Genomic DNA, 19,906 nt, shown 5'->3' on the forward strand with positions numbered 1-19,906 from the left:
TCTAAGATAACTACCGTTACCCTGCCGTAACAATAATGCAAGCAAACGGCATAACCATTCGATACTTCTGATGCACTCTTTTATTGGTAAGGAAACGGCATGAAACCAGTACTTCGACTTGCCCCACTGGCGGTGTTGCTCGCGTTGTCGGGATGTCAGTCAACAGACCATGACTCGACAACCCTCAAAGCTAATCAGTTCCACAACGTTATTGACCGCAGCGGCGCGCCGCAAGCGATGCTCGATTACGATTTTGATGAGCATCAGCGCTTTAACCCGCTGTTTGATGATGGTGCGTGGCACGGGCATTTGCTGCCCGCAAACAGCGAAGGTATGGGCGGATTCCCGGGGCCTGCGCTACTGACCGAAGAGTACATCAACTTTATGGCGAATAATTTCGACCGCCTGAGCGTGTATAAAAACGGTGAGAAAGTGGCGTTCACCATGCAGGCGTACAGCATTCCTGGTGCTTTGATTCAAACGCTCTCCGCACCAGGTGTGACGGTAAAAATGACGCTGCGTTTTGTCATTTCCCGCACCTCTTTACTGGCGACAGAAATCACCACCGACACACCGCTTGAGCTGGTGTGGGATGGGCAGTTGCTGGAAAAATACCATCTACAGGAACAGAAAACGCAGTCAAACGAGACGATTGACCAGGCATTCCCTGCATATGGCCGCACACTACACGCCACCCAAGACGGACTGAACGTGAGCTTTGGTAAAGTGCGCTCCGACTCTAATCTGATGACGTCTGGCGAGTCGCAATACCAAATCCACAAAACGCTACCGATGAGCACGCAAATCAACGGGCATAGTTTTGTGGCAAAGGCGAATATTGCCCGTTCCACCACTATTTATACTACCTACTCGCACCTGCTGAATGCGGCGGAAGTGCAAAAAGAACAAGCCAAAATCACCGATATTCTTCAGCATCCACAGCCATATCTCAGCGCCTCGGAACAACGCTGGGAAGGTTATCTAAAGAAAGGGTTAAACAACCCTGATGCCACAGCGGCTCAGACTCGCGTTGCAGTGAAATCGATTGAGACGCTCAATGGCAACTGGCGCGGTGTTGCCGGAGCGATGAAGTTCGACTCCGTGACGCCATCGGTGACCGGACGTTGGTTCTCCGGTAACCAGACCTGGCCGTGGGACACATGGAAACAGGCTTACGCGATGGCGCATTTCAACCCGGATGTGGCAAAAGATAACATCCGCGCCGTATTTGCCTGGCAAATCCCGGCTGATGACCCTGTGCGCCCCTGGGATGTGGGCTTTGTGCCGGATCTGCTGGCGTATAACACCAACCCAGAGCGCGGGGGCGATGGTAGCAACTGGAACGAACGCAATACCAAGCCAAGTCTCGCCGCCTGGTCAGTGATGGAAGTGTATAAAACCACCGCCGATAAAACCTGGCTGGAAGAGATGTATCCGCATCTGGTGGCTTATCATGACTGGTGGTTACGCAACCGCGACCATAACCACAACGGTGTGCCGGAATACGGCGCGACTCGCGACAAAGCGCATAACACCGCCAATGGCGAGATGATATTTACCGTGAAACGCGGCAACAAAGAGCAAAAAATGGTCGGTCTGGAGAATTACAACCGCGTGTTACGCAGCGGAAAGTATGACAGCATCGATATTCCGGCGCAGGTGGCGGCAGCCTGGGAATCAGGGCGTGATGGTGCAGCGGTATTTGGTTTTATTGAACCAGACCAGTTGCAGCGTTATCTGGATAAAGGCGGTAAGCGCGAAGACTGGCAGGTGCTGTTCGCGGAAAACCGCGCGCCAGATGGCACTTTGCTGGGCTATTCGTTGCTCCAGGAGTCGGTTGATCAGGCCAACTACATGTACAGCGACAGTAGTTACCTGGCGGAAATGGCCGATATTCTGGGCAAAAAGGATGATGCGCAGAAATTCCGTGGTCACGCCAAAAAACTGGCTGATTACATTAACACCTGTATGTTCGACGACGCGACCGGCTTCTATTACGACATCCGCATTGAGGATAAACCGCTGGCAAATGGCTGCGCGGGGAAACCTATCGTCGCACGTGGCAAAGGGCCGGAAGGCTGGTCACCGTTATTTAACGGTGCCGCCACCCAGCCACATGCTGACGCCGTGGTTAAGGTGATGAAAGACCCGAAAGAGTTCAACACTTACGTGCCTTTGGGCACCGCAGCCCTCACCAATCCGGCATTCGGGCCGGATATTTACTGGCGCGGACGCGTGTGGGTGGATCAGTTCTACTTCGGGCTGAAAGGAATGGAGCGCTATGGTTATCGTGCTGATGCGGTCGAAATGGCTAATCGCTTCTTTGCGCATGCTAACGGGCTGATCACCGACGGGCCAATTCGTGAGAACTACAATCCACTAACCGGTGAACAACAAGGCGCACCTAACTTCTCATGGAGTGCCGCGCATCTTTATATGCTGTACAACGACTTCTTTACGCAAAAACAGTAAACATGAAACGGCCCCAGAAATGGGGCCGCTGAGAATAGCTTTTGTCGGGTGACGCTACGCTTACCCGACCTACAAAAGTAGTTGTAGGTGGGATAAGCGCCAGCGTCATCCACCATTTGCACAAATTATCGTCGAACCATGCGGTAAATAATTAGCACAATAATCGCGCCCGCAACGGCAACCAGGAAACTCGGTAAGTTGAAGCCCGTAACACTGCCACCAATATGAAGAAATGTCGCTATCCAGCCCCCTACAACGGCACCGATGATCCCTAAAATACAGGTAAGGATAAAACCACCACCGTCTCGACCAGGCATAAGAAGTTTTGCAATAACACCCGCTATCAAACCGAAAATAATCCAGGCCAGAATACCCATGTTAAACGTCCTCTTCATTATTGTGTTGGTCGTAACAAGTCAGAATCCACGTCAACATGACCACGGCTTCTGTTTGTCGGTACGCTAAGTATAATCAAGTGTTAGAAAAATGTGACTGACGTCACCAACATATTGAATTTGTGAAGATAAAAAACCGAGATTTATCTTAAGTTTTTCACTTTTGTGCCGATATAGTTTCTTACAGCTTTCAAAACACAACATGGACCTGGCCTTGAGTAACTATAACGAGCAGTTTCTGAAACAAAGTCCTCTGGCAGTATTAGGCGTGTTACGTGATCTCCATAAAAAGCAGGTACCGATTCGTCTGAGCTGGCAATCCGGGCAATTCATCAGCAAGATTCTTGAGGTCACTGCGGCAGGTTTGATTGTGGATTTTGGTAGCCAGGCGCAGGAAAACCAGGGCGCGCAGAAAGCAGCAAACATTCAATTCACCGCCGAAACCGAAGGGGCGAAGGTTGAATTTATCTTGCCGAAAATCACGGCGATAAATTACCTGAACTTACCGGCATTCCACGCCCCTATTCCACCGGCTTTATGGTTTGTTCAACGCCGCGAGTACTTCCGAATTTCAGCCCCCTTGCAGCCGTATTATTTGTGCAACACAACGCTACCCGATGGTTCTCCCTTCCGGTTCAGGCTGTGTGATTTGTCATTAGGTGGAATGGGTGCATTGGTTGATGGCCCACTGCCGGAAGGGCTGAAAGATGGGATGCGTTTTTCTCAGGTGGAACTCGATTTAGTACAGTGGGGGAAATTCCATTTTGATATGCAGTTGATCACCTTATCTGAACGGAAAGTGATCGACAGTAAGAACCAGACTGTCAGCACCCCGCGCCTGAGTTTCCGCTTTCTTAACGTTAACCCCGCCGTGCAGCGCGAATTGCAGCGTATTATTTTCTCGCTGGAACGGTCGGCCCGCGAGAAAGCAGGCCGGGTGAAATAGCAAAACTCATCGGACAGTTACATCGCGTTTAACGCTTTAGAGACCTTATACAAATACCGTGGTGCCTGTGGTGCCGGGTGGTTCTTCGCGATGTACTGGTAAAACTCGTCTGGGCTTAGGTCATTGATCTCATCAATGGCCTTTTTGCGATCTGAGGAGAACGTCCTGAGCAATGCCCCCGCACCGTTAGCATACGAGGCCAGTAACGCATATTGCATCGTTTCCGGGTCCTCAATACCGGCCAGAATGCCGTGTTCGAGAATGCTCAAATACGCAGTACCAATTGAGATGTTACGAGCCGGGTCTTTCAGCTCACTGGTTGACGGCTGCCCGCCCCACCCCAGATGGCGATAAACATCTTTGCCAGCTGTTGAGGCTTTAATCTGCATCAGACCCACAGCATTGGATTTACTGACCAGCGCAGGGTTACCGCCGGACTCCACAGCAATAATGGCTGTCACCACGCGTGGACTTACGCCCCACTCTTTTGCCGCTTGTTCGGTAATTGGCATCCATGTTAATGCGCGTTGTACCGGTTTTGTTGGATCCCACTCGGGTTGTTTGGTTGTGTGGCTCGAACAACCCGCTAATACCAGAACCAATACAATCAGCCATCTTATATTCACGCATCTATCCTTATATTACTAAGCCGTAGTTACCGCGATTCGTCGTTGTCGACGGGTGACAACCACCGTTTCAAGCGGCATGATAACCAATTCACTTTACGCAAGGAAATGCCATGTCGACGATTCGTTTAATTGCCCCCTCTGGATTCTGTGTTAATCAGGCTGCTGCTGCCCGCGGCATCGAACGTTTGAAAGCCGCAGGTCACCGGGTTGAGAACCAGTCTGTGGTGACGCGACGCTTCCAGCGTTTTGCCGGAACAGACGAACAACGACTGGCCGATATTCAGGATTTATCTGCACTGCCGTCAGAATGCGATATCGTGCTGGCGGTACGCGGCGGCTATGGTGCAACGCGTCTGCTTGAAAAGATTGACTATTCGAGCCTTGGACATGCCTTTGCTGAACGGACACCGATCATTTGCGGGCATAGCGATTTCACCGCAATTCAGTTAGCGCTCCTTTCCCAAACCGGGACGGTTACCTTCAGCGGGCCAATGCTTGCCGGTAACTTTGGCGCTGAAGAGTTGAATAGCTTCACCTGGCAGCATTTCTGGCAAGCAATTACTGAACCGAAATTTACCGTGGACTGGCAAAGCCCTACGCCAGCCTGTACCGCGAGCGGTACGTTGTGGGGGGGAAATCTGGCGATGCTGGTGTCGATGATTGGCTCGCCATGGCTCAAGGTTATCGATGGCGGCATTTTAGTGGTTGAAGATATTAACGAGCACCCGTTCCGCGTGGAGCGCTTGTTGCTGCAACTTCATCACGCAGGGATTCTAGCGCGTCAAAAAGCGCTGATTCTGGGCAGTTTTAATGGTGCAACGCTAAGTGATTATGATGGCGGGTATGATTTCGACGAAATGTGCCAAATGTTGCAACAACGCTTATCGATACCGGTCCTGCGGGGTTTACCGTTCGGCCATGAACCCGAAACAGTTACCCTGCCACTGGGTGCCTGGGGTGAACTGCATCACGATGGGCAAACTGCCAGCCTGACCGTCAGTGGTCACCCCGTTATGAGGCAAAAAAAGTAACTTTCGCCCTGCAGATAGCACAATTAATCAATGCCTTCCGTGTTAACATATGTACACGTTTGGCACAGGCAAAAGGGGAAAGATAATTTTGGACGCAGGGGCGATCGTCAGTCTGTTTATTTTAGGTTCCGTATTGGTAACTTGTAGCATCTTATTAAGTTCTTTTTCCTCTCGTCTTGGTATCCCCATTCTGGTTATTTTCCTCGCTATCGGCATGTTAGCGGGGATCGACGGTATCGGTGGCATTCCGTTTGATAATTATCCTTTCGCTTATTTGGTCAGTAACCTGGCACTGGCGGTGATCCTGCTTGATGGCGGAATGCGCACCCAGGCCAGTTCGTTTCGTGTAGCCCTTGGCCCCGCGCTTTCGCTTGCCACTGTTGGCGTATTGGTAACATCGGGTTTAACCGGTATGGCGGCCGCCTGGCTGTTCAATCTTAATTTAATCGAAGGCTTACTGATTGGCGCTATCGTCGGCTCAACCGATGCGGCAGCGGTGTTTTCATTGCTTGGCGGCAAAGGGCTTAACGAACGTGTTGGCGCCACACTGGAGATTGAATCTGGCAGTAACGATCCGATGGCAGTGTTTCTGACCATCACGCTGATTGAGATGATTCAGCAGGGGCAAACTGGCTTGAGCTGGATGTTCGTGGTGCATCTTATTCAGCAGTTTGGGCTGGGAATTTTGCTCGGCCTCGGCGGCGGTTATCTATTGTTGCAGATGATCAACCGCATCACTTTGCCACAAGGTTTGTATCCGTTGCTGGCGTTGAGCGGCGGGATTATGGTGTTTGGCATCACCACGGCGCTGAACGGTAGTGGGATTCTGGCGGTCTATCTTTGTGGTTTCCTGTTAGGTAACCGCCCGATTCGCAGCCGCTTTGGTATTCTGCAAAACTTTGACGGGCTGGCGTGGTTTGCGCAAATCGGCATGTTCCTGGTGCTGGGATTGCTGGTGAACCCTACTGATTTGTTGCCGATTGCCATTCCGGCGTTGCTGCTTTCCATCTGGATGATTTTCTTTGCCCGCCCGCTGTCTGTGTTCCTCGGTCTGCTGCCATTCCGTGGCTTTAATCTGCGTGAACGTGTGTTTATCAGTTGGGTAGGATTACGCGGTGCGGTGCCAATTATCCTCGCGGTATTCCCGATGATGGCGGGCCTCGAAAATGCTCGTTTGTTCTTCAATGTGGCGTTCTTCGTGGTGCTGGTATCGCTGTTGTTACAGGGCACGTCTCTGAGTTGGGCGGCTAAAAAAGCCAAAGTTGTGGTGCCGCCAGTCGGTTGGCCGGTTTCCCGTGTCGGTCTGGATATTCATCCGGAGAATCCATGGGAACAGTTCGTGTATCAGCTAAGTGAAGATAAATGGTGCATCGGTGCCTCCCTGCGCGACCTGAAAATGCCGAAAGACACGCGAATAGCGGCACTGTTTCGTGACAATGTTCTGATGAATCCTGGCGACCGCACGCGGTTGAAAGTCGGTGATGTGCTCTGTGTTATTGGCCGTGAGCGCGATCTGCCTGCACTCGGTAAAATGTTTAGCCAGTCACCTCCTGTGGCGCTTGATCAGCGCTTCTTTGGGGACTTTATCCTCGAAGCCAGCGCCCAGTTTGCCGATGTCGCGACCATTTATGGGCTTGAGCTGGATGACAGTGTGAACACGCAGCAAACGTTGGGTGAATTTGTGGTAGGCATGCTTGGTGCAGCGCCGGTCGTCGGTGACCAGGTAGAATTCGCTGGCATGATTTGGACGGTTGCCGAGAAAGAAGATAACCAGGTGCTTAAAATCGGTGTCAGAGTCGAAAGCGAAGAAACCGAGTAACAAAGTGGGTGTCGGATATCGCTTGCGCTAATCCGGCATCCACGTTTTGTAGGGCGGATAAGCGTAAGCGTCATCCGTCAGCTTTTAAGGTTGTGTCACAACAGGCACTCGCGGTGCCAGTGCACACATCAGTTCGTACCCTACTGTCCCTGCAGCATGAGCGACATCATCAATTTTAACCTCGTTACCCCACAACTCAACCGGGCTGCCGATCCCAGCCTGTGGGCATGGTGTGAGGTCAACAGCCAGCATATCCATGGATATCGCCCCGACAGTGTGCGTTAACACGCCGTCGACACGCACTGGCGTACCCGTCGGTGCATGACGCGGGTAACCATCCGCATAACCACAAGCGACGATACCAATTCGCTGTTCAGCATCAGTGCGATAACGGCTGCCGTAACCGACGGCATCGCCCGGTTTGAGATTCTGGATACCAATAATTTCACTTTGCAAACTCATGACCGGCTGCAAGCCGCTGGTGGCGACATCGCACCATTGGCCGCTCGGCGATGCGCCATACAGCACAATACCAGGACGAACCCAATCGAAATGCGCTTCAGGGTGCCACAGCGTTGCCGCAGAATTCGCGAGTGAGCGAGGGCAATCTAAACCTTCGGCTGCCTGCTCTACCCGCTTCATCGGTTCAACAATCCCTTCAGGCTGCTCCGCATCGGCAAAATGTGCCATCAGCGTTAACTGGCCGACGTTGGCAATAACCCGTAATTGCTGCCAGATAGAATGCACCCGATCAGCGCTGAACCCGAGTCGGTTCATGCCACTGTTCATTTTCAGGTAAACATCGAGTGGTGCGTTAAGTTTGGCATTCGCCAGAGCCTTCACCTGCCAGTTGCTGTGCAAACTGGTGGTGAGACGGTACTGGTCAAACAGCGGCAGTTCATCGGCGTGGAAAAAGCCTTCGAGCATCAAAATCGGCCCTTTCCAGCCGCGTTCACGCAGCAAAATAGCTTCTTCAATGTTGAGCATCGCGAAGCCATCAGTTTCATTTAATGACGACCAGATACGCTCCAGACCATGACCATAAGCATTCGCTTTGACGACCGACCAGACGCGTGAATGAGGTGCTGCCCGGCGGACAACTTTTAAATTGTTACGCAGCGCGCTGAGATCCAGCGTCGCAAGAACAGGACGGGTCATGTCCGCTCCTTGTTTAAAATTAATTATGAGCGTTATGCAGACGCTGTGAGCCTGTCGGATTGAAGCCTGGGGAGTAACGCGCTACCGCGAGATCATCAAACGGAATCGCCGGTGTTCTTCCAGAAATTAAATCACTTAACATCTGACCTGAGCCGCAGGCCATCGTCCAACCCAGCGTTCCGTGCCCCGTGTTGAGCCACAAATTCTTGAACGGTGTCCGCCCGACAATCGGTGTGCCATCTGGCGTCATCGGACGTAAACCGGTCCAGAATGTCGCCTGTTCAACGTGCCCACCGCGCGGGTAAAGATCGCGGACGACCATTTCCAGGGTTTCACGACGTGGTTGCCGTAATTCAGTGTTGTATCCAACAATTTCTGCCATCCCGCCGACGCGAATACGCTGGTCGAAACGCGTGATAGCAATTTTGTATGTCTCATCGAGAATAGTCGAAACCGGAGCGCCTTGCTCATCGGCAATAGGTATCGTCAGGGAATAGCCTTTGAGCGGATACACTGGAATATCAACGATATTTTTCAATAAGCCCGTGGAATACGAACCGAAAGCGACAACATACGCATCGGCTTTCACCACCTCTTTACCGCACTGCACACCAAAAATATTCTGGCCTTCATACAGCAAACGATCGACTGGCGTATTAAAACGAAACACTACGCCCGCTTCGGCGGCCATGCGGGCCAGATTTTGCGTGAACAACTGGCAGTCGCCAGTTTCATCATTAGGAAGACGCAGGCCACCCGTCAGTTTATGGGCGACATCAGCCAGTGCAGGCTCTACTTCGGCTAAACGACTGGCTTCCAGCAATTGGTACGGCACACCGGCATCTTCGAGAACCGCAATGTCTTTGGCCGCGTTTTCAAACTGCTGCGCGGTGCGGAACAGTTGCAGCGTACCGCCCTGCCGTCCTTCATATTGAATATTGGTGCTCTGGCGCAGTTCTTTCAGGCAATCGCGGCTGTACTCTGCCAGGCGCACCATGCGGCCTTTGTTTTCCATGTAATGGCGCATGTCGCAATTGCGCAGCATTTGCAGCATCCACTTCAGCTGAAATTGCGTGCCATCAAGGCTAATGGCCAGTGGAGCGTGGCGCTGGAACATCCATTTAATAGCTTTAAGCGGCACACCAGGAGCCGCCCAGGGGGCGGCGTAACCCGGTGATATTTGCCCGGCATTGGCCGCGCTGGTTTCCATGGCAGGCCCCGCTTCCCTGTCGATAACCGTGACATCATGCCCAGCCTGACGCAAATACCAGGCACTGCTGACACCAACAACACCACTTCCCAGCACCACAACACGCATATCCATTCCACCATTTAGCTAAAAGAATAATCTTCTGATTACAAATTGATAACCCAGATGAAAATGTTATTCAACATATGGCTTTATTATAGTGACTTTCCTCACATCCTTAGCTGATACAGCAGGATGGCGATAATTAGAATCTCCTGCGATGATTCTATTTTACGCAGAATATTATTCTGCATTTCTCGTCAAATACGGGGTGTTAAGATGAGTAAATCGTGAGGAAAAAATTTTGCTTGCAGCGGCTAAGTTTCAGGAGTTGTCTATTCTTGAAGGTGAGGCTTTCCATCCAGAGAGAGCCGCCAACAATGAGGGCGCGCTGATGGCTATTGTTACTGATTCCGCCACAAAGGATTCTAAACGTCTTAGTGATGGACCTGACTGGACGTTCGAACTGCTTGATGTCTATCTCGCTGAGATTGACCGTGTCGCTAAACTCTATCGGCTGGAGACTTATCCTCACCAAATTGAAGTGATTACCTCCGAGCAAATGATGGATGCTTATTCAAGTGTCGGGATGCCGATTAACTACCCGCACTGGTCATTTGGTAAAAAATTCATTGAAACGGAGCGGCTTTATAAACATGGGCAGCAGGGTTTGGCCTATGAAATCGTCATCAACTCGAACCCGTGTATCGCTTATTTGATGGAAGAAAACACCATCACAATGCAGGCACTGGTTATCGCGCATGCCTGTTATGGGCACAACTCTTTCTTCAAGAACAACTACTTGTTCCGTAGCTGGACGGATGCCAGCTCGATTATTGATTATCTGATTTTCGCCCGTAAATACATCACCGAGTGTGAAGAGCGTTATGGCGTAGATGAAGTAGAGCGTTTGCTCGACTCCTGCCATGCCCTGATGAACTACGGCGTGGATCGCTATAAACGTCCGCAGAAGATTTCATTGCAGGAAGAAACCGCCCGGCAGAAAAGCCGTGAAGAGTACCTGCAAAGCCAGGTCAACACGCTCTGGCGCACCCTGCCACGCCGTGAAGAGGAAAAGACGGTTGCTGAAGCACGTCGTTACCCTTCTGAGCCGCAAGAAAACCTGCTCTATTTTATGGAGAAGAATGCACCGCTGCTGGAGTCATGGCAGCGTGAAATTTTGCGTATCGTGCGTAAGGTCAGTCAGTATTTTTATCCGCAGAAACAAACACAAGTGATGAATGAAGGCTGGGCGACGTTCTGGCACTACACCATCCTTAATCATCTGTATGATGAAGGTAAAGTGACCGACCGCTTTATGCTGGAGTTTTTGCACAGCCACACTAATGTGGTGTTCCAGCCGCCGTACAACAGCCCGTGGTACAGCGGGATTAACCCGTATGCCCTCGGTTTTGCAATGTTCCAGGATATCAAACGGATTTGCCAATCGCCGACCGAAGAAGATCGCTACTGGTTCCCGGATATTGCCGGTAAAGATTGGCTGGAAACACTGCATTTCGCGATGCGTGATTTCAAGGACGAAAGTTTTATCAGCCAGTTCCTGTCACCAAAACTGATGCGCGATTTCCGTTTGTTTACCGTGCTTGATGATGACCGCAATAATTACCTGGAAATTGCCGCTATTCATAATGAAGAAGGCTACCGGAAGATCCGTGCTGAACTGTCCGCTCAGTACAATCTCAGCAACCTTGAGCCAAATATTCAGGTGTGGAACGTTGATTTACGCGGCGACCGTTCGCTCACGCTGCGTTATATCCCGCATAACCGAGCGCCACTGGATAAAGGGCGTCGTGAAGTCCTCAAACATGTGCATCGTCTGTGGGGCTTTGATGTGACGCTCGAGCAGCAAAATGAAGATGGTAGCGTTGAGTTGCTTGAACGTTGCCCTCCACGGCTCAATAGCCTGTAACCGTCACTGCACCGGCATAAAAAAACGCTTCCTTCGGGAAGCGTTTTTCGTATTAAGTGGGTTGATATGAAAATGCCAGATTAACGGCTGTGCATCGCCAAATCGCCCGGTAAATTTTTCTGCATCCGATGCCAGATTTCACCACTTTCACGGCCATAGGTACGAACGGTATCAAATACCTGGTCGTGCAGGCCTTGTTGGCAAATTTCTGCCAGACGGTGGTAGAAGCCTAATGCCAGGCTGCGCGCTTCAGGGCTTGAGAAATAGTGACGACCGATACGGGTATATAATCCTTTCATTCCATTGAGGATTAGCCCGTAAATCGGGTTGCCAGAAGCGAACGCCAGGCCACGGAAAATGCTGTAATCCAGCTTTGCAAACGCATCAGCGTGGTCTTCAACACTATTCGCCGTCGCCAGGACTTCTTGTGCTTTATCCGGATGCTGACGAACAGCGGTGCGGATAAAGATCGTCGCAATGTTGGTACGAACGGATAACAGATTATCAATCAGCTGCGGCACGCTGTCGTGATCGAGACGTGCCAGCGTTTCCAGAATGTTTAAACCTGAGGTTTCCCAGAAGTTATTCACTTTGGTCGGCTTGCCATGCTGAATGGTTAACCAGCCATCACGCGCCAGACGCTGAAGCACCTCGCGCAATGTGGTACGAGTGACGCCAATTAGCTCGGATAACTCACGTTCAGCGGGAAGAATTGTCCCCGGAGCGAAGCGGTTATTCCAGATACTCTCAATGATGTATTCTTCCGCGAAACCCGCTGGGCTCTGCGCCTTAATGACCATAGTATGCTTTCCATTACACAGGTTTTGCTAAAGAGACTCATCATACCAGATGCCTTGCGGCGCAGGTAGCAGCGACAGCCGCCAAATGTGGAATCGTGGTTTAATTTTGCACGTAATCACACATCCAAATAATATTCCAATACCTTGATTGAAATCTTGTGCGCGGTTAACCTGAAACACCTCGATTAAAACGCAATTTTATAATGTATCCGAAATGTTTCATTTTTAACGCAGGCTGATAACTATCCGCTCTGTATCTGAGACATGACGGGTCACAGGAGCATGATAATTCAACGATGGAAATGTCTACCGGGCGTGCGCTGTTTCGCAACTTCTTAGGCCAGTCTCCGAATTGGTACAAGCTGACTTTATTGACTTTTTTAGTCATTAACCCTTTAGTTTTTTGGTTTGTTAGCCCATTTCTGGCAGGCTGGTTACTTGTAGCAGAGTTTATCTTTACCCTCGCGATGGCGCTGAAATGTTATCCGTTAATGCCAGGCGGTATGTTGGCGTTTGAAGCGGTGTTCATCGGCATGACCAGTGCAGACCATGTGCGCACAGAAATCGCCGCCAACATCGAAGTCTTGCTGTTGCTTATCTTTATGGTGGCTGGCATCTACTTCATGAAGCAACTCCTGCTTTTGGTCTTTACCAAGTTGCTGTTGGGTATCCGCTCGAAGATTTTACTCTCGCTGGCATTTTGTCTCGCTGCGGCTTTTTTGTCAGCATTTCTCGATGCCCTTACTGTGGTCGCGGTGGTCATCAGCGTAGCAGTGGGTTTTTACGACATTTATCACCGTGTGGCATCCGCTGGCGACATTGACGGGGATCTTCAGGATGACTCGCGCCTTGATTCCGAGAATCGCAATACGCTTGAAGAGTTCCGCGCTTTCTTACGCAGCCTGATGATGCACGCAGGTGTCGGCACGGCACTGGGTGGCGTGATGACGATGGTGGGCGAACCGCAAAACCTGATCATTGCGAAAAATGCCGGTTGGCATTTTGGTGATTTCTTCCTGCGTATGGCACCCGTTACCCTACCGGTTTTCGTCTGCGGACTGCTCACCTGTGTTCTGCTTGAGTCCACCAAAATCCTCGGTTACGGCGAAAAACTGCCGGAAAAAGTCCGTGGGATTTTGCAAGACTACGATACCAGGAGCGCGCAGAAGCGCACGCGCCAGGACCGTATGAAGCTCATCGTTCAGGCATTGATTGGTGTTTGGCTGGTTATTGCGCTGGCACTGCATCTGGCTGAAGTCGGGTTAATTGGTTTATCGGTGATTATCTTCGCCACTGCACTTTGTGGTGTGACTGATGAACACCAGATAGGTAAAGCCTTCACCGAAGCGCTGCCCTTCACTGCCCTGTTAACGGTGTTTTTTGCGGTGGTCGCAGTGATTATCGACCAGCATTTGTTTACGCCGGTGATTCAATTTGTATTGCAAGCCGAACCGCAATCGCAACTGGCGCTGTTCTATTTGTTCAACGGTATTTTGTCATCGATTTCCGATAACGTGTTTGTTGGCACCGTGTACATCAACGAAGCGAAAGCCGCGCTAACCAGCGGCATTATCGATCTTAAACAGTTTGAGTTGCTCGCGGTGGCCATTAACACTGGGACTAACTTACCATCAGTTGCGACACCGAACGGCCAGGCAGCATTTTTATTCCTGCTCACTTCGGCGCTGGCACCACTGATTCGCCTATCTTATGGTCGCATGGTGCTAATGGCTCTGCCATATACGCTGGTGCTAACTGTGGTCGGCCTGTTATGCGTAGAATTTACTCTACTGCCAGCCACGGAATGGATGATGCAAACTGGTTTGATTTCCTCCCCCGCTATAGACGCCATACCGCACTAAGCTAAATTTACGGGCAGCCTGCTGCCCGTTTACCTTTTTGTCTGATAAACATTCAATTAGCATGTTATTTTGATGTGCGTACTGGTGCTGAAACCGAATTCGTTTACACTGCCGACTAAAAGCATGTTGCAGGGATACTGATTATGTTGCGATATTTGAACCAATGCTCCCGTGGGCGCGGTGCCTGGCTTCTTTTGGCATTCACGGCTTTCGCCCTGGAGATGGTGGCATTGTGGTTCCAGCACGTCATGTTGCTGAAACCTTGTGTAATGTGTATTTATGAGCGCTGTGCACTGTTTGGTGTAATGGGTGCGGGAATTGTTGGTGCGATTGCGCCGAAATCACCGTTGCGTTATGCCGGAATTGCACTGTGGATTTATAGTGCCGGGAAAGGTCTGCAGTTAGCATGGGAACATACCATGCTGCAACTTCACCCTTCTCCGTTTGTAACCTGTGACTTTGCCGCTCGTTTCCCAGGCTGGTTGCCACTCGATAAATGGTTACCACAGGTTTTTGTGGCGACAGGGGACTGTTCCGTGCGTCAATGGGAATTCCTGTCGCTGGATATGGTGCAGTGGCTGGTAGGAATTTTTGCTGTGTTCCTGGTGATTGCTGTGCTGGTGTTGATTGCTCAGCCATTCAAACCAAAACGTCGTGACCTATTCGGTCGTTAAGTCCAGGTCTCCAGAAAACAAAAACCCGCCGAGGCGGGTTTTTTATTATTAGTGGTCGCGACGATAAAGCTCCCACTGGTCCATACGTTCACCGCTCGGCAATAAGCAATCACCACGCTCACCCAAATCGGTTTTCACCGTCCTTAATTCACCGCCTTTGTCTTTGCAGTAAACTGACGCCGGGTTCGGCATGCCGATAACCTGAGGCGGTTTGGGTGCAGTGGGTTCTGGAGATGAACAGCCACTGAGTATGATCGCCCCAAGCACTAGTGTTATTTTTTTCATTATTCCTCCGTTATGGAGGCCGAATGGTAACAGTGCAGGACTGGGGAAAGCAAAATCAGCGGCAGACGTTTTTAGCGAGCAGACACGCTATGTTGATGAATCGCACTCATCGCTTGATGAAGGAGGTGCATCCCTGATTTACAGAAGATACAAACAGCGCCATGGGGATTTGTTTCTCGGACATCGTAGGGGGAAGTGCGATACTGTGAACCGCCACATGACGGACACTTAAATGTTAAATATTGGATAAAAACCTACTTTTACTTGTTATTGAAAGGGTACTGTATCAGGGAAAAACAGGTTTGTACGATTTATTTTTGCAAATCGGACAAACCTTAGCAATTGCTTCTACAACGCCCCATTCTCTCAGGAATGGCTAATCAACAGAGAGCTTATATGAAGCCTACGATACGATTCTTGCCGTTGTTTTTAGCCTCATAAAGCAACTTATCAGCCTGCTCCAGCATGTTATCCAGACCGTACGCAGAATCAGCTTCTACCATTCCACAGCTAAACGTCACTTTAAGTGATTCTTCGCGCCAGATTCGTTGAGCAACTTCATTTCGCCACTCATCCATCAGTTCGTAAGACTGCTTAAAAGTGATACCAGGGAAAATCACCACCATTTCTTCGCCGCCAAAGCGGTAAATTGAATAATCGTCCCCCAATATTCTTGCCCCAATACGACAGACATTTTTAAGCACCGTGTCACCGACGGGATGACCAAACGTGTCATTGATTTGTTTGAAGTTATCCAGGTCGATGATGGCCAGGTGGAAACTGATATTCTTGTTATGTAAATCAGCGGCATCTTGCTCAAATTTACGACGCGTACCTGCTTGAGTCAAAGTATCGGTTACAGAAAGAGTTTCAACTTCTTTAAGATGCTTATGTTTTTGCACCATACCTTCATAAAGACTTTCAAAGTTATCAACCTGACTATTAACCTCCAGTCCATTACTACTCATGTATAACAGGCTAATCAAGCGTTTGAAATAGATTCTAAACAGCGCAATAACCACAAAGTAAAAAATAGAAGATATTAAAATAACTAAAGCCAACAACTTGTATTCAGATTCAAAGGTATTGGTATAGGTTGATATGTTTACAGATGTATAAGCTATCCAACCAGGATTATTATAGGCACGATAATAAACAACCTTCCCTGTTTCTTCATCGACAAAAGATCCATATCTTTCGGTGGTTTTATCTAACCATGACTTTGGTACGCTTCTTTTAAACACAATATCTGTATTTGAATACATGACAACAACGCCGCTGCGCGATGCGACCTCAAATCTGCCATCATAAGGTATGGAGACATCCTGAAGCATTCTGCTCATGTTCTTCATATCAAGATCGAACGCTACGTTTCCGACCTGTTCCGAATGTGAGTCGAATATATTCATACTGACGGAGACAGAAAGTTTGGACTGATCTTTTGCCCTGTCGAGTTTCAATGTTTCATAGGGGTCTGAAAAAATTATTTCATCTTTTATTCCTGCGTGGGGGTACCATGGCCTCGCACTTGGAACAAATGGACTTAGTCTAATTTCTGGGTAAATTTTGTAATTTTCAAAAACATCAGAAACCAACGCAGAACTAAAAAACATTGTCGAATCAACAATTGAGGGGATAACCATGTTGAGATCGATGTATTCTGAAGACAAATACTTTTCAATTGCATTCCCTTTCATATTATCTGACAGCGAAAGCAATAATAGTTTCATCTCGTCCACCGGACGTTCCACGCAGGATTTTGCAGAGTTATCGGTAAACCTTCTCATCGTATCTCTAAAATCGTTTTCTTTTTCGTACTTAATGTAGAAAAGTGCACAAGTGCAGAGGAAGATAAAAGGAATCAACATGACAGACATGTGGATCATTATGGCTTTGTTTGTCGATATTTTCTGCATTTCTTAAATCGCCATGAACACTAATAAAATCACATTCTCAATTGAGAAATAGTGCTACTTTGTTAAAACGGGCGGCAATTATATACAAATTATCGAAATATACATTATTTATTACAGTGAAATTTACTTTACAATAATTTATCAAATAAAATACAAACGTGATGTGTGACGTTAATAATGAGAATTATTATAAAAGTTAATATGACGAGAATTTAAAGAATTGGATATTGTGAAAATACGGTCTACAGGTCATTTGGCGCTATGACACATTGCCATAGCGCTATTCAACCGTACGGGTCAATCAGCCCACTCAGGTTTGTTTAAAATGTGGTCCTGCCAGTCGCGCACTTCGGATTCTTTCACTGCGATATGACGCACAGAAATGCGTTCGCCGTGCATTGCCGCTTTTGAGCCAGTCAACAACGGGTGCCATGCCGGCAAGTCTTTGCCTTCAGCTAACAGACGATAAGCGCAAGTATGCGGAAGCCATTCGAAGGTAGGTAAATTGTCACGCGTTAGCTTGATGCAATCTGGCTCGTAGTCAAAGCGACGGGCATAGTTTTTACACTGGCAAGTTTTGATGTTTAACTGCTTGCAGGCAACGTTGGTGAAATAGATTTCATCCGTGTCTTCATCCATCAATTTATGCAAACAGCACTGGCCGCAGCCATCGCAGAGAGATTCCCACTCCGCATCACTCATTTCGTCAAGAGTTTTGCACTGCCAGAACGGCGCTGTTGTCATGATGGTGTCCTGTAATAAAAACAAGCGCACCTTATAAACAGTCTGAGCCGCAGATGCAAGTTTTGCCGCCCACAGGCGGCAAATTGATTATAGAACACGCGTAGTCAAACTACGGTTAGCAAAGCTCACTTCTAGTTCATCACCGCTGTTGAGCGGCCCAACACCTTCCGGGGTCCCGGTGAGAATGACATCTCCGGCACGCAGGGTGAAGAACCGACTCATATAGGCAATGAGTGGCACGATTTTATGGATCATATCGGAGGTACTGCCCTGCTGGCGGATTTCACCGTTGATCTTTAACGCAAGCTCTGAGTTTTGCGGATCGCCGCTAAATTCACTGGCGAGAACAAAACCTGAAATCGGGCAAGAGTTATCAAACCCTTTGGACTTTTCCCACGGCTGGCCCGCTTTTTTAAGTTTGCCTTGTAAATCACGCAACGTAAGATCAAGCGCTACGCCATATCCTGCAATGGCTTTGGTCACATGCTCTTCCGTCGCCTTTCTCAACGTTGAGCCGATCAGAATTGCCAGCTCCACTTCATGGTGAACGGAACCCAAATCCTGCGGTAGAACCAACGGCTGACGAATATCGCACAGCGCACTCTCGGGCTTAATGAACAACACCGGCTCATCGGGCGTCGCACTGCCCATCTCTTTGATATGTTTTGCGTAGTTACTGCCTACACATACTACTTTGCTGACCGGAAAATCCAGCAGCGCCCCCTGCCAGTTATGATGCTGATACATGCTTTCCTCTGCCTCGTTGCGTATATTGGGTATATAAGAACTGATGAGTCTGGGTTACTGCACAATCGCATCCGCCATTGTGCCGATACTTATCGCAAAGTAGTAAGAACGGTTCCAGTGCATAATTGTGCGGAAGTTGTTGTAGACCAGGAATGAGCGCCCCTGATTATCATCCGGTGTCACAATCCAGGCTTTTTTCTTCGACAGATGCAGTGGTGTGCCGTCTTTCTGTATGACACCTAATTTTCGCCACTGAGTGACGGTTTTGCCCTGGTTTGATTTAGTACCTGCAAGGGCACTATTGAAACCTTTGGGTAAAGTTATTTCTTTACCCCATGAGCCACCTGCTTGCCAACCTTCTTTTTTCAGGTAATTAGCCGTGGAAGCAAAAACATCGCTAGTGTTCTGCCAGATATCAATTTTCCCGTCACCATCGCCATCAGCACCGTAGTGCAGATAGGAAGTCGGCATAAACTGGTTTTGCCCCATCGCGCCTGCCCACGAGCCTTTCAACTCTTGTACCGGGATATGCCCCTGGTCGAGGATTTTCAGCGATGCCATCAACTCTTTGGTAAAAAAGGCTTCACGCCGCCCTTCAAAAGCGAGCGTTGCCAGTGCAGAAATGATGTCCTCTTTCCCTTGTATTTCACCAAACAAGCTTTCCATGGCCCATAGAGCCACAATGTACTGGCTTTGTACGCCAGTCCGCTCACTGACCTGGTTTAATTCACTTTGATGCTGGCGATACTGCACACGCGCTTTTTCAATCTTTTTCGGCGTGATCACTCGTGCCAGATATTCATCAAGCATGATTTTCTTTTCAAGCTGGTTCTGGTCAGATTTTATGACCCGATCAACAAAATGGACGTTGGCAAAAGCGCTGTTGATGGTGCGTTCACTGATACCCTGTGCTCGGGCCTGGGTCTTAAGGGTTTCAACAAAAGCGGGGAATTCGGCGGGATTACGCCCTTGTTCTGCAAGCGTGGTCGGCGCGGGCTTAGCCTCAGGCTGCGGCGCAATCGGTGTGTTTACAACAGATTGCGTCTGCGCATCGGCGGATGAAACGCTAAAACCACCCAGGATAAAGGCGATGACCGTTAAACAAATTGCTGGAGTATTCATTATTTTCCCCGCGGTTATTTGTTCTAAATATCATCTACCTTTATACCCGTCATACTTCAAGCTGCAGGGGTGTTGGCTGCACTCACAAACCCCAGTCACTTACTCAAGTAAGCTCCAGGGGATTTGC

Annotated in this window: 17 protein-coding genes and 1 pseudogene; 7 read left to right on the forward strand and 11 right to left on the reverse strand. The window is 49.3% G+C overall.

The window, feature by feature from the left end; translation table 11 throughout:
* Positions 1–99 precede the first annotated feature (99 nt).
* Entirely contained in the window at positions 100–2,472 is a 2,373-nt protein-coding gene (ygjK, locus tag EC843_RS02985; protein WP_133521578.1) for an alpha-glucosidase, read from the forward strand.
* A gap of 125 nt (positions 2,473–2,597) precedes the next feature.
* Here ygjK and EC843_RS02990 read toward each other — a convergent pair whose 3' ends face one another.
* A complete protein-coding gene (locus tag EC843_RS02990; RefSeq protein WP_064546149.1) occupies positions 2,598–2,849 on the reverse strand; it encodes a GlsB/YeaQ/YmgE family stress response membrane protein in 252 nt (83 codons plus the stop codon).
* 232 nt (positions 2,850–3,081) lie between these two features.
* Between EC843_RS02990 and EC843_RS02995 the strand changes: the two genes are divergently transcribed.
* Complete coding sequence (locus tag EC843_RS02995) at positions 3,082–3,813, forward strand: flagellar brake protein (protein WP_064546555.1); 732 nt, start codon at positions 3,082–3,084, stop codon at positions 3,811–3,813.
* Positions 3,814–3,830: 17 nt separating this feature from the next.
* Here EC843_RS02995 and emtA read toward each other — a convergent pair whose 3' ends face one another.
* Complete coding sequence (emtA, locus tag EC843_RS03000) at positions 3,831–4,439, reverse strand: membrane-bound lytic murein transglycosylase EmtA (RefSeq protein WP_064546147.1); 609 nt, start codon at positions 4,437–4,439, stop codon at positions 3,831–3,833.
* A gap of 113 nt (positions 4,440–4,552) precedes the next feature.
* Here emtA and ldcA point away from each other — a divergent pair, with 113 nt between their 5' ends.
* Together ldcA and EC843_RS03010 are read left to right on the forward strand one after the other, a co-directional pair.
* Positions 4,553–5,473, forward strand: a complete 921-nt coding sequence (ldcA, locus tag EC843_RS03005; protein ID WP_121813617.1) for a muramoyltetrapeptide carboxypeptidase — start codon at positions 4,553–4,555, stop codon at positions 5,471–5,473.
* Positions 5,474–5,561: 88 nt separating this feature from the next.
* Positions 5,562–7,292, forward strand: coding sequence for a potassium/proton antiporter (locus EC843_RS03010; RefSeq protein WP_133521579.1), 1,731 nt, complete (start codon positions 5,562–5,564; stop codon positions 7,290–7,292).
* A gap of 84 nt (positions 7,293–7,376) precedes the next feature.
* Here EC843_RS03010 and dadX read toward each other — a convergent pair whose 3' ends face one another.
* Both dadX and EC843_RS03020 read right to left on the reverse strand, forming a co-directional pair.
* Positions 7,377–8,450: a catabolic alanine racemase DadX gene (dadX, locus tag EC843_RS03015; RefSeq protein WP_064546141.1), complete on the reverse strand. Its 1,074-nt coding sequence runs from the start codon at positions 8,448–8,450 to the stop codon at positions 7,377–7,379.
* A gap of 19 nt (positions 8,451–8,469) precedes the next feature.
* Entirely contained in the window at positions 8,470–9,768 is a 1,299-nt protein-coding gene (locus EC843_RS03020) for a D-amino acid dehydrogenase (RefSeq protein ID WP_064546139.1), read from the reverse strand.
* A gap of 325 nt (positions 9,769–10,093) precedes the next feature.
* Between EC843_RS03020 and EC843_RS03025 the strand changes: the two genes are divergently transcribed.
* Positions 10,094–11,629: a SpoVR family protein gene (locus tag EC843_RS03025; protein ID WP_064546553.1), complete on the forward strand. Its 1,536-nt coding sequence runs from the start codon at positions 10,094–10,096 to the stop codon at positions 11,627–11,629.
* An 80-nt stretch (positions 11,630–11,709) separates the two neighbouring features.
* Here EC843_RS03025 and fadR read toward each other — a convergent pair whose 3' ends face one another.
* Positions 11,710–12,429 carry a fatty acid metabolism transcriptional regulator FadR gene (fadR, locus tag EC843_RS03030; RefSeq protein WP_064546136.1) on the reverse strand — a complete coding sequence of 240 codons (720 nt, stop codon included), beginning with the start codon at positions 12,427–12,429 and terminating at the stop codon, positions 11,710–11,712.
* Positions 12,430–12,725: 296 nt separating this feature from the next.
* Between fadR and nhaB the strand changes: the two genes are divergently transcribed.
* Positions 12,726–14,291, forward strand: a complete 1,566-nt coding sequence (gene nhaB, locus EC843_RS03035) for a Na(+)/H(+) antiporter NhaB (RefSeq protein WP_121813620.1) — start codon at positions 12,726–12,728, stop codon at positions 14,289–14,291.
* Positions 14,292–14,434: 143 nt separating this feature from the next.
* Positions 14,435–14,965: a disulfide bond formation protein DsbB gene (gene dsbB / locus EC843_RS03040; RefSeq protein WP_064546132.1), complete on the forward strand. Its 531-nt coding sequence runs from the start codon at positions 14,435–14,437 to the stop codon at positions 14,963–14,965.
* Positions 14,966–15,013: 48 nt separating this feature from the next.
* Here dsbB and EC843_RS03045 read toward each other — a convergent pair whose 3' ends face one another.
* The 6 genes and pseudogenes from EC843_RS03045 to EC843_RS03070 form a co-directional block, all read right to left on the reverse strand.
* Complete coding sequence (locus EC843_RS03045; RefSeq protein ID WP_121813621.1) at positions 15,014–15,250, reverse strand: DUF333 domain-containing protein; 237 nt, start codon at positions 15,248–15,250, stop codon at positions 15,014–15,016.
* A 128-nt stretch (positions 15,251–15,378) separates the two neighbouring features.
* Positions 15,379–15,498, reverse strand: a pseudogene (locus tag EC843_RS24725) (cold-shock protein); the annotation flags it as partial.
* A gap of 144 nt (positions 15,499–15,642) precedes the next feature.
* Positions 15,643–17,166, reverse strand: a complete 1,524-nt coding sequence (locus EC843_RS03055) for a sensor domain-containing diguanylate cyclase (protein WP_133521580.1) — start codon at positions 17,164–17,166, stop codon at positions 15,643–15,645.
* Between the two features lie 297 nt (positions 17,167–17,463).
* Entirely contained in the window at positions 17,464–17,910 is a 447-nt protein-coding gene (locus tag EC843_RS03060; RefSeq protein ID WP_064546127.1) for a YcgN family cysteine cluster protein, read from the reverse strand.
* A gap of 87 nt (positions 17,911–17,997) precedes the next feature.
* Positions 17,998–18,657: a fumarylacetoacetate hydrolase family protein gene (locus EC843_RS03065; RefSeq protein ID WP_121813622.1), complete on the reverse strand. Its 660-nt coding sequence runs from the start codon at positions 18,655–18,657 to the stop codon at positions 17,998–18,000.
* 54 nt (positions 18,658–18,711) lie between these two features.
* Positions 18,712–19,779, reverse strand: coding sequence for a lytic murein transglycosylase (locus tag EC843_RS03070; RefSeq protein WP_064546123.1), 1,068 nt, complete (start codon positions 19,777–19,779; stop codon positions 18,712–18,714).
* Positions 19,780–19,906: the final 127 nt, after the last annotated feature.

It is taken from the genome of Buttiauxella sp. JUb87, from assembly GCF_004361975.1.
GTDB lineage: Bacteria > Pseudomonadota > Gammaproteobacteria > Enterobacterales > Enterobacteriaceae > Buttiauxella > Buttiauxella ferragutiae.